Source organism: Lysinibacillus sp. RU7, from assembly GCF_057837305.1.
The window spans coordinates 113,418-124,510 of record NZ_JBYQFK010000012.1; the positions used below are offsets into that span (position 1 = coordinate 113,418).

Consider the following 11,093-nt stretch of genomic DNA (forward strand, 5'->3'; position numbering starts at 1 on the left):
TTAACGGTGACTCCTTCCAATAAGTTCTGTAATATGCTCCACACCTAGCTCGTCTAACTTTGCTGGTAGCGCATCAATGATCGTCGGGCATACGAAATGATCGACAAAGTTTGCCGTACCAACCGCGACAGCTGAAGCACCTGCTGACATAAAGTCGACTACGTCTTGTGCGTTCATCACACCGCCCATTCCAATAATCGGAATATTTACATTTTTATATACTTCATATACCATACGAATCGCTACTGGTTTAACCGCTGGGCCTGATAAACCGCCCGTGCCATTTGCAATCACTGGCTTTCCTGTTTTTTCGTGCAGACGCATACCGATCAGTGTATTAATCATCGTAATTCCGTCTGCACCACCTGCTTCTACCGCTTTTGCGATATCCACAATATTGGTTACGTTCGGTGAAAGTTTTACGTAGACTGGCACACTTGATACCGCTTTAACGGCCTCTACTAATTCACGCGCAGTCGCTGGATCTGTACCGAATTGAATGCCCCCACACTTAACGTTCGGGCATGAAATATTTAATTCTAATGCATGAACGTTCGGTGCTTTCGAAATACGCTCCGCTACTTCTACATAGTCTGCCACTTCAGTACCCGCAACGTTCGCGATAATTGGTACATCATACCCTTCTAAGAAAGGAAGTTCTTCTGCCATTACTTTCTCAATTCCTGGGTTTTGAAGCCCAATCGCATTTAACATACCCGCTGAAGTTTCTGCTACACGTGGCGTTGGATTCCCGCTACGTGTTTCTACTGTCGTCGCTTTAATCATAATCGCACCTAGCTTTGATAAATCATACAGTTGTGCGTATTCACGACCGAAGCCAAAACAGCCTGACGCTGGCATAATTGGGTTCTTTAGTTCTAATCCTGGTAACGAAATATTGATACGGCTCATAGTGCCACAACTCCTTTCGGGAATACTGGCCCATCTGAGCATACTTTTACATAATCTTTTTCGACATTTTCTGTTGTGTTGCATACACAAGCGAAACATGCACCAATCCCACAAGCCATACGTTCTTCAAAGGATAAATAACCTGGTTTATCTGGGAATTGTGCTTCTAGTGCTTTTAACATCGGCAGTGGTCCACATGAATAGAACACATCAAACTCAGGCTGTAACTCATCTAATAAGTTTGTCACAAACCCCTTTGTTCCTTTTGTTCCGTCCGCTGTGACATAATGTGTATCGCCTAAATGGCTAAACTGTTCTTCATAAAAACAAACATTTTCCGATTGGAATCCTAATACATGAATTGTACGTATACCACGTGCATTTAATTGCTTAGCTAATTCATATAATGGAGGTACACCGATACCGCCTCCTACAAGCAATGCCGTACCGCCCTCTGGTACTGCATCAACCGGGAAGCCATTACCGATTGGCCCTAAAATATCTATCGTATCGCCTACTTGTTTTAACGATAAAATTTCAGTTCCACGACCCTCTGCACGATAGATCATCGTAAATTCATTTGTTTCCTTATTAATATTGGCAATACTAATTGGACGTCGTAATAGCGGTTCGAACATATCGGCTACACGTACATGCACGAACTGCCCAGGAGTCATTTCCTGGACAAGCTCGCCTTGTACTGTAAGCTCAAAAATATTATGAGCAATTTTCGATTGCTGAACGACCGTCATTCGTTCTTGGCGAATCATATTAGTGTACTACCTCCGCTTTTGGCATTTCTTCAGCAGTGAATGTCATCGACTCGATTACACGTAGCATCGCTTCAGCAGTATCAAGTGATGTTAAACATGGTACACCGTTTTCTACTGACTCACGACGAATACGGAAGCCGTCACGTGCTGGTTGCTTGCCTTTTGTTAATGTGTTCACAACAAGTTGTGCTTCACCGTTTTGAATTACATCGATTAATGTTTTACCTTTTGCACCGATTTTTTCAACAACATCTGTACGTATACCTGCTGCTTCAAAGCTGCGTGCTGTGCCTTCTGTTGCCATAATACGGTAGCCTACTGTTGAGAAGCGTTTGGCAATCGCAATTGCTTCTTCTTTATCTTTATCTGATACTGTGAATAATACAGTACCGTGCGTTTTAATTTCCATACCTGCTGCTACTAAGCCTTTGTAAAGTGCTTTTTCAAGTGTAGAATCTTTACCCATTACCTCACCTGTTGACTTCATTTCAGGTCCTAATGTAATGTCAACACGGCGTAGCTTCGCAAATGAGAACACTGGTACTTTTACGAATACACCTGTTTGTTCTGGCGCTAAGCCTGGTTTGTAACCTTGCGCTACGATCGATTGACCAAGAATCGCTTTTGTTGCGATATTTGCCATTGGGATATTCGTAATTTTTGATAAGAATGGTACTGTACGAGAAGAACGTGGGTTTACTTCGATTACGTAAATTTCCCCTTCACTCATTACATATTGAATGTTCATCAGACCAACAATGCCTAAGCCTTTTGCTAAACGTGTTGTGTAGTCTACAAGCGTTTCTTTTTGTGCCTCTGTTAATTTTTGTGGTGGATATACAGAGATTGAGTCACCAGAGTGAACCCCTGCACGCTCAATGTGCTCCATAATACCTGGGATTAATACATTTTCACCATCACAGATTGCATCTACTTCGATTTCTTGACCTGTTAAATAACGGTCAACTAATACTGGGTGATCTGGAGAAGCTTCTACCGCATGCTCCATATAGTGTGCTAACTCATCCATATTGTATACAATTTCCATTGCACGTCCGCCAAGTACGTATGATGGGCGTACTAATACTGGGAAGCCTAACTTTTCAGCAATTGCCATTGCGCCTTCTGCTGAAGTAGCTGTATCACCAGGAGGTTGTGGAATGTTTAATTGTTGTAATGCTTGCTCAAACTTATTACGGTTTTCTGCACGATCGATGTCTTCTAAAGTTGTCCCTAGAATTTTCACGCCATTTGCTTCTAATTTATCCGCTAAGTTAATCGCTGTTTGACCACCAAATTGCACGACTACCCCAATCGGTTGCTCTAAATCGATGATGTGCATGACGTCCTCAATCGTTAACGGCTCGAAGTATAATTTATCTGAAATCGAGAAGTCAGTCGATACTGTTTCAGGATTTGAGTTAATAATAATCGCTTCATAGCCTGCTTCTTGAATTGCCCATACAGAGTGTACTGTCGCATAGTCAAACTCTACCCCTTGACCGATACGAATCGGACCAGAGCCTAGTACAACGACAGATGGCTTGTCAGATTTAATCGACTCATTTTCTTCTTCGTACGTGCCGTAGAAGTACGGTGTTTGCGATTCAAATTCCGCTGCACATGTATCAACCATTTTATACACCGGAATAATGCCGTGTTCTTTACGGAATGCATACACTGCTTCTGCCGTTGTTTCCCAAAGCTCTGCGATTTTACGATCTGCAAAGCCTAAACGTTTTGCTGTACGTAATACATCTTTATCGTTTTTATTTTCTGCAAGTGTCGCTTCCATATCGACGATTTTCTTTAATTTGTGTAAGAAGAATAAGTCGATCGCTGACCACTCGTGAATTTGCTCGATTGTTACACCGCGGCGTAATGCTTCACCGATGAAGAATAAACGCTCGTCACCTGCTTTACGAATACGTTTTTCGATCCAAGAATCTGTTAACTCTTCTGGGTGTTTCATTTCGATATGGTAGTGACCTGTTTCAAGTGAACGAACTGCTTTTAACATCGCTTCTTCGAACGTACGGCCAAGTGCCATTACTTCACCCGTTGCTTTCATTTGTGTACCTAAGTTACGTTTTGCTGATTCGAATTTATCGAATGGCCAGCGTGGAATTTTCGCTACGATGTAGTCAAGCGCTGGCTCGAAGCAAGCAAATGTAGAACCTGTAACTGGGTTTTTAATTTCATCTAACGTTAAACCGACAGCGATTTTTGCTGCTAATTTTGCAATTGGGTAACCCGTTGCTTTTGAAGCGAGCGCCGATGAACGTGATACACGTGGGTTAACTTCGATTACATAGTATTGGAAGCTATATGGATCAAGCGCTAATTGTACGTTACAGCCACCTTCAATTTTTAATGCACGGATAATATCTAAAGAGATATTACGTAACATTTGATTTTCACGGTCAGATAATGTTTGCGTTGGTGCAACTACGATTGAGTCACCAGTATGAATACCAACTGGGTCAAAGTTTTCCATATTACATACAACAATCGCGTTGTCTGCTGAGTCACGCATTACTTCGTATTCAATCTCTTTATAACCAGCGATTGATTTTTCAAGTAAACATTGTGTTACAGGTGAATATTTTAAACCTGATGTAACGATTTCCTCTAAGTCCTGGTCATTGTAACAAATACCGCCGCCAGTACCACCAAGTGTAAATGCTGGACGTACGATTACTGGATAGCCGATACGTGCTACTAATGCTTTCGCTTCTTCCATGTTATGGATGATGTCTGACTCAGGTACTGGAGCACCTAATTCGTACATTAAGTTACGGAATAGATCGCGGTCTTCTGCTTTATGAATCGCATCTAATTTTGTCCCAAGAATTTCGATTCCTAGCTCATCTAAAATACCTGACTCATCTAACTCGATCGCCATATTTAACCCTGTTTGACCACCAAGTGTTGGTAGGATTGCATCTGGACGTTCTTTACGTAGAATGCGTGACACAAACTCTAAAGAAATTGGTTCGATATATACTTTGTCAGCGATTTCTGTATCTGTCATAATTGTCGCTGGATTTGAATTGATTAGGATAACACGGTAGCCTTCCTCTTTTAATGAAAGACACGCTTGTGTACCTGCATAGTCAAACTCTGCTGCTTGACCGATTACGATTGGACCTGATCCGATTACTAAAATAGTGTTAATATCTGTACGTTTAGGCATGTTGTTTCTCCTTTGCTGCTTCATTTTCCATCATTTCAATGAATTCATCGAATAAGTGATTTGAATCTTCTGGACCTGGTGAAGCTTCTGGGTGATATTGAACTGTGAAGATTGGGTATTTTTTATGACGAACCCCTTCACAAGTACCGTCGTTTAATGCAACGTGTGTTAATTCTAAATCTGTCTCTTTTAATGACTCGATATCAATGGCATAGCCATGGTTTTGCGATGTTAAATCTGTACGACCTGTGCGTAAATCTTTTACTGGGTGGTTCCCCCCGCGGTGACCGAATGGTAATTTGAATGATTTTGCGCCACACGCTAATGAGAAGATTTGGTGACCTAAGCAAATCCCGAACATCGGTACTTTACCGATTAAGTTTTTCACTGTTTCAATACCTTCTGCTACGTCCGTTGGGTTACCTGGGCCATTTGATAACATAATACCGTCTGGATGCCACGCTAAAATGCGCTCTGCTGGTGTGTTATAAGGCACGACTAGTACGTCACAGTCGCGTTTATTTAATTCTCGTAAAATCCCGTGTTTCATACCAAAGTCAATTAATACAACGCGTTTCCCACGTCCTGGTGACGGATAAGCTGCTTTTGGTGATACTTCTTTTACATGATGTGTAATAAGCGGTGTCGCTTGTAATTGCGCTACTACTTCTTCTACATTTACGTCTGCATCTGCTTCTGTTAAAATCGCACGCACTGCACCTTTTGTACGAATAATACGTGTTAATTTACGTGTATCAATTCCTTCGATACCTGGAATATCTTGTGCTTTTAAGTAGTCATTCAATGTCATATCTGAACGCCAATTCGATGGCTGATCCGCAAGCTCACGTACAACAAATCCACGGATAACAGGTGCAATTGCTTCGAAATCATCACGGTTAATACCATAGTTCCCGATGAGTGGATATGTTAGTGTAACAATTTGACCGTAAAATGATGGATCCGATAATGTTTCTTGGTAACCTGTCATTCCTGTTGTAAATACTACCTCACCTTGAGATGCACGGTCTGAACCGAATGCTGTCCCTGAAAATACAGTACCGTCTTCTAAAATTAATAAACGTTTTTTCATTATTCTGCCTCCTGATATACGATATTGCCTTCAAATATTGTTAGTACTGGCCAGCCTTGTGTCTTCCATCCTGTAAATGGTGTGTTACGCCCTTTTGACTTAAACTCTTCTGGATTTACTTCCATCTCTTTTTCAAGATCGATAATCGTAAAGTCTGCTGAAGCCCCTACTTCAATTTTGCCGTATGGTAAGTCGAAAATTTCTGCTGGTTTTGTTGCCATCCACTCAACTAATTGCTTTAATGTCCATTTACCCGTTTTTACAAAATGTGTATATAAAAGCGGGAATGCTGTTTCAAAGCCGACAATGCCGAATGGTGCACCCACCATACCACAGCATTTTTCCTCTACTGTGTGTGGTGCATGGTCTGTTGCGATACAGTCGATTGTGCCGTCAAGTAATGCTGCGTGTAATGAATCTTGGTCGTCTTTTGCACGTAATGGTGGATTCATTTTCCAATTTGCATCATCTGATGGGATGTCCATTTCTTCAAGTAAAAGATGGTGTGGACAAACTTCCGCCGTTACCTTAATGCCTGCTGCTTTTGCATCGCGTACTGCACGTACAGATTCTTTCGTTGAGACGTGGCATACGTGGTAGCGTGCACCCGCTGCTTCAGCTAGTAATACGTCACGCGCGATTTGGACAGATTCACAAATTGATGGGATACCTGGTAAACCAAGCTCTTTATTGCGTTTCCCCTCATGCATAACCCCTTCATAAATGAGTGAGTTATCTTCACAGTGCGCGACAACGACCGCATCTAAACGTGCAGCCTCTTTCATTTGTTCATACATTGTAGAGGCTAATTGAATCCCTACCCCGTCATCTGAGAAGGCTACAGCACCATTTGCTTTTAGCTCTTCCATATTTGTACGTTCTTCCCCTGAAATATCTTTTGTTAGTGAGCCATATGGCAATACACGAACAAGGGCACTTTCCTTAATTAGACCATTAATTAACTGCATGTTTTCGACTGAATCTGGTACTGGCTTTGTATTTGGCATCGCACAAATTGTTGTGAAACCACCACGTGCTGCAGCTAAAGAGCCTGTTGCAATCGTTTCTTTATGTTCAAAACCTGGCTCACGAAGATGTACGTGTACATCTACAAAACCTGGCGAAAGGAAGTTACCTTGTCCATCGATTACTTGAATAACACCTTTTCCTTCTGGCATCACACCGCCAATTTCTGTTACTTTGCCATCTTCAACTGTCACTGTTGCGTCGATTAACTCACCTTGTTCATTTAACATTTTTACGTTTTGAATAAATGTCATTGTCATCTTATTGTCGTCCCTTCAAAATCGTTTCTAGTATGGCCATACGTGCATATACACCATTTCGTACTTGTTGGAAAATACGAGAACGTTCACATTCTACTAATTCGTCTGCAATCTCTACATCGCGGTTCACTGGTGCTGGATGCATAATAATGGCGGTTTTTTTCATGCGTTTTTCACGTTCTACTGTTAAACCAAACTCCTCATGATAACTATCTTTTGAGAAGTTTTTACTTACCGCGTGTCGCTCATGTTGAATGCGAAGTAACATCACAACATCACTATCTTCTAATACTGCATCCCATGAATGGACCGCTTCAAAATCGCCTGCCCATTCTTCGGGGCAAAGGAAACGAACATTTGCCCCTAGTCTTGTGAGCGCCACCGCATTCGATTTGGCTACTCGGCTATGTGAAATATCACCTACAATCGTAATATTTAAGCCTTCAAAGTTGCCGAATTCTTTCTTAATTGTGTATAGATCCAGTAAGCTTTGGGATGGATGTTGCCCTGCCCCGTCACCTGCATTAATGACAGCGCAATTAATACCTTCTAGCAGTTCATTGTAGTATTCATCTTCTTTCGCGCGAATCACGACGGCATCTATACCAATCATTTCAAGTGTTTTTACTGTGTCATACATCGTTTCACCTTTTAATGCACTTGAAAACCCTGCATCAAACGGAATGACTGTACAGCCAATGCGGCGCTCTGCCATTTCAAAGCTTGTTTTTGTACGTGTACTTGGCTCGAAGAAAAGGTTCGCCACATTGTATGCTCGATCAAGCTGTGGCTGTTCGCCATTTTCAAAAGCCTGTGCTCGCTCTAAAATGTGTAAAATTTCCTCATTTGATAAATGCTCCATTGACAATAAATTTTTCATACATTGCGCCTCCGATTTGATTCGCTACTTACTAGTATAGAACTATTTTGACTATTCTCATTTGACAGATTGATGAAATATTCTTGATTTTCTTTTTCTTAAAAAAACCTCACTATACAAGATAGCGAGGCTTTGAGGGTGTGACAAGCTAAGACATCGTTCATAGACGTGCCTTCGTGTCTTTCCCCTTCCTTGCCTCTCTGGACAAATCTTAAAAGGTACTGCTATTTAATTATTGATGTTCGTACAAGTCTCCAGCGCCTTTATCGCGCCCTGGTAAGATTAAGTTTAATGCCACACCAATTAATGCTGATAACGCCATACCACCGATGGCAAAATCGCCAAATACAATTTGTGCATTACCGATACCGATGATTAAAATAACTGATGCAATCACCATGTTGCGGTTATTCCCGAAATCTACGCGGCTTTCAACGAACATACGTAAACCGCTCGATGCAATGATCCCGAATAATAAAATCGAAATACCGCCCAGTACCGCTGTTGGGATTGTTGAAATTAATGCCATGACTTTCCCCAAAAATGCGATTAACATTGCCGCTACTGCTGCACCGAAGATGACATAGATGGAGTACACTCTTGTAATCGCTAATACCCCGATATTTTCACCATACGTTGTTTTCGGTGGACCACCGATTAACGCACTAACAAATGTTCCTAAGCCATCCCCTAGTAATGAGCGATGAAGACCCGGATCTTTAATGTAATTTCGTTCTACGACTTTCCCTAATACTAATTGGTGACCGATATGCTCTGAAATGGTCACAATGACTACTGGTAACATTGCTGCTAAAATCGTTGTTGTTACGTTCAGTTCATAATCTACCCCTGGTATTAAGAAGGTTGGCATCGCAAACCATGCTGCCTCTTTTACCGGCTCAAAGTTCACAATTCCGATCGCTACAGAGTAGATATATCCGATGATTAACCCTAATAAAATCGGCATGGCGCTTAAAATATTTTTAAAGTACACATTAAATACGATGGCTGCCAACAACGTGACAAGCGCTGCTGAGAAATGTTTAAAGCTATACACTTTTACATCCATCATCTGACCTGTTGCTTCATCTAACTGCTGCACTGTAATATTCATCGCCATGTCAACCGCTGTTCCTGCTAAGCCTAATCCGATTACGATAATTACAGGTGCTACTACAATAGGTGGCAGTAAAGCCATTAACCATTTATAGCCTGTCTTCCAAATAAGCAACGCGACAATCCCGTAAATAATCCCGACGCCCATTGCGCCAATCATTGCGTTCCCTGGCGTAACCGCTACGCCTGCGTTATTAAGCCCTGCTACAGAAATAATCGGCGTAATAAAGGCGAATGATGAGCCTAAGTATGCTGGCACTTTAAATTGTGTAATTAATAGGAAGATAATCGTGGCAATCCCACTCGTTAACAGGGCAATCCCTGGATCAAGACCTACTAATTTTGGTACTAAAATAGTTGAACCGAACATGGCAAATAAATGTTGGAAACTTAATGTAATTAACTGTACAATACTTGGTTTTTCGTTGATATCTAATACTGGTTTTGTAGACACCGTTTGTTCCTCTTTTCTACTCTGCTTCTTTATGAATCGTCACGATATCCTGACCGTCAACTTCTTCTAAATTGACTACAATTCGCTCATGTCCGGCTGTCGGAATGTTTTTGCCAACGTAATCGGCACGAATTGGTAGTTCTCGATGTCCTCTGTCTACTAATACGGCTAATTGGATTTGAGAAGGTCTTCCTAAATCCATCACGGCATCGAGTGCTGCACGCACTGTACGTCCCGTATATAACACATCATCGACGAGCACAATTTTTTGATCGTTCACTTGATAGTCAATGTCGACTTGCTGTACTTGTGCTTGGTCGTTTACTTGCTTTGTCGATAAATCATCCCGGTAAAGCGTAATATCTAGCTCCCCCGTACGAATCGCTTTTCCTTCGATATGTTCAATTCGCTCTGCTAAGCGCTTCGCTAAAAATGCCCCACGCGTCTTAATCCCAACTAAAATGACTTCATCAATCCCTTTATTGCGCTCGATGATTTCATGGGCGATACGCGTAATGGCTCTGTTCATTGATGGCCCATCTAATAGCTCTGTTATATGTGCCATAACGATTCTCCTTTCATTGATGTATTTGTTATGGTATGTTGTGTTTCAACGAAAATAAAAAACCCTCTAGTCACCTAGAGGGTTGGAAAGTGCATGTTGAAATAAACGCATCCGAAAAATCTGCCCACAGATATCCCGATGGTTCTCACATTATACCTTCTCAGCCTCTCTGGACTGCCATTAAAGGTGACATTATTTAAAGTAATTTGTGCTATACGGCTCGCTCTCGTCAAGCTCGTTTTTTTCACTGTTGTCAGTATATGCTTCTTTATATAGCCTGTCAACAAAACGACAAAAGGTCAGACAACTAAAACGAAATGTTCTACAAGCGTGAATTATCTGTTAATTTTTCGTGCTGTTTTATAGGTGATATTTCTCCTTTTATCCTACAACTCATAATGAGCAAATATCAAAATATATATTACCATTTCGGTAACCGTTGCTTTCCGCTGCGGCACTCGCTTTCCACGGGCGAGATCAAGCCTCCTCGTCGCTCATGCTTCGCTCCTGCGGGGTCTTGATTGTCTCGCTTTTCCCGTAGGAGTCTCGTGCCTCCTCTACAAGCAACTAGTGTTCAATAAAAAATGAGTTGCTAAAAAATAATGAAATATCCTCATTGATTATAATAGAAGCTAGGTGATTATACGTACAAACAGAAAGTAAATGATTCCTTATAGAGAAGATAAATGTTTTTTCTAGAATATCGAGAAGCATTCACTTTTTTTGCCGTAGCGCGCCATAGCCACAGGAGCCGTAACAGGAGATCCAAACAGGCCCCGCCTGTTTTAGCTCCTGTGTAGGCTGTGGCAAAGCGCGGA

Annotated in this window: 8 protein-coding genes; all 8 read right to left on the bottom strand. The window is 41.6% G+C overall.

Going from position 1 to position 11,093, the window contains the following annotated elements:
- The 8 genes from AC3II9_RS10785 to pyrR all read right to left on the bottom strand — a co-directional run bounded on the left by AC3II9_RS10785 (position 1) and on the right by pyrR (position 10,275).
- Positions 1-912 carry a dihydroorotate dehydrogenase gene (locus AC3II9_RS10785; protein WP_489155357.1) on the bottom strand — a complete coding sequence of 304 codons (912 nt, stop codon included), beginning with the start codon at positions 910-912 and terminating at the stop codon, positions 1-3.
- Complete coding sequence (locus tag AC3II9_RS10790) at positions 909-1,682, bottom strand: dihydroorotate dehydrogenase electron transfer subunit (protein WP_391366357.1); 774 nt, start codon at positions 1,680-1,682, stop codon at positions 909-911. Before AC3II9_RS10790 ends, AC3II9_RS10785 begins: the two co-directional genes overlap by 4 nt.
- A gap of 1 nt (position 1,683) precedes the next feature.
- Positions 1,684-4,881 (bottom strand): carbamoyl-phosphate synthase large subunit, encoded by a 3,198-nt coding sequence (carB, locus tag AC3II9_RS10795; RefSeq protein ID WP_489155359.1) that lies wholly within the window; start codon positions 4,879-4,881, stop codon positions 1,684-1,686.
- Positions 4,874-5,974 (bottom strand): carbamoyl phosphate synthase small subunit, encoded by a 1,101-nt coding sequence (locus AC3II9_RS10800; RefSeq protein WP_489155360.1) that lies wholly within the window; start codon positions 5,972-5,974, stop codon positions 4,874-4,876. Before AC3II9_RS10800 ends, carB begins: the two co-directional genes overlap by 8 nt.
- Positions 5,974-7,254, bottom strand: coding sequence for a dihydroorotase (gene pyrC, locus AC3II9_RS10805; RefSeq protein ID WP_489155371.1), 1,281 nt, complete (start codon positions 7,252-7,254; stop codon positions 5,974-5,976). The genes AC3II9_RS10800 and pyrC overlap by 1 nt, the downstream gene beginning before the upstream one ends.
- Before the next feature lie 7 nt (positions 7,255-7,261).
- A complete protein-coding gene (locus tag AC3II9_RS10810) occupies positions 7,262-8,140 on the bottom strand; it encodes an aspartate carbamoyltransferase catalytic subunit (protein WP_489155362.1) in 879 nt (292 codons plus the stop codon).
- Positions 8,141-8,372: 232 nt separating this feature from the next.
- On the bottom strand, positions 8,373-9,710 hold the full coding sequence (locus AC3II9_RS10815; RefSeq protein WP_489155364.1) for a solute carrier family 23 protein: 1,338 nt from the start codon (positions 9,708-9,710) through the stop codon (positions 8,373-8,375).
- Positions 9,711-9,726: 16 nt separating this feature from the next.
- Positions 9,727-10,275: a bifunctional pyr operon transcriptional regulator/uracil phosphoribosyltransferase PyrR gene (gene pyrR / locus AC3II9_RS10820; RefSeq protein ID WP_489155366.1), complete on the bottom strand. Its 549-nt coding sequence runs from the start codon at positions 10,273-10,275 to the stop codon at positions 9,727-9,729.
- Between the last annotated feature and the right edge of the window lie 818 nt (positions 10,276-11,093).

Bases quoted from the DNA above. Each gene is read 5' to 3' on its own strand.
- AC3II9_RS10810 (WP_489155362.1), bottom strand. From the start codon at position 8,140: ATGAAAAATTTATTGTCAATGGAGCATTTATCAAATGAGGAAATTTTA.
- AC3II9_RS10785 (WP_489155357.1), bottom strand. From the start codon at position 912: ATGAGCCGTATCAATATTTCGTTACCAGGATTAGAACTAAAGAACCCA.
- pyrC (WP_489155371.1), bottom strand. From the start codon at position 7,254: ATGACATTTATTCAAAACGTAAAAATGTTAAATGAACAAGGTGAGTTA.
- AC3II9_RS10800 (WP_489155360.1), bottom strand. From the start codon at position 5,974: ATGAAAAAACGTTTATTAATTTTAGAAGACGGTACTGTATTTTCAGGG.
- pyrR (WP_489155366.1), bottom strand. From the start codon at position 10,275: ATGGCACATATAACAGAGCTATTAGATGGGCCATCAATGAACAGAGCC.
- carB (WP_489155359.1), bottom strand. From the start codon at position 4,881: ATGCCTAAACGTACAGATATTAACACTATTTTAGTAATCGGATCAGGT.
- AC3II9_RS10790 (WP_391366357.1), bottom strand. From the start codon at position 1,682: ATGATTCGCCAAGAACGAATGACGGTCGTTCAGCAATCGAAAATTGCT.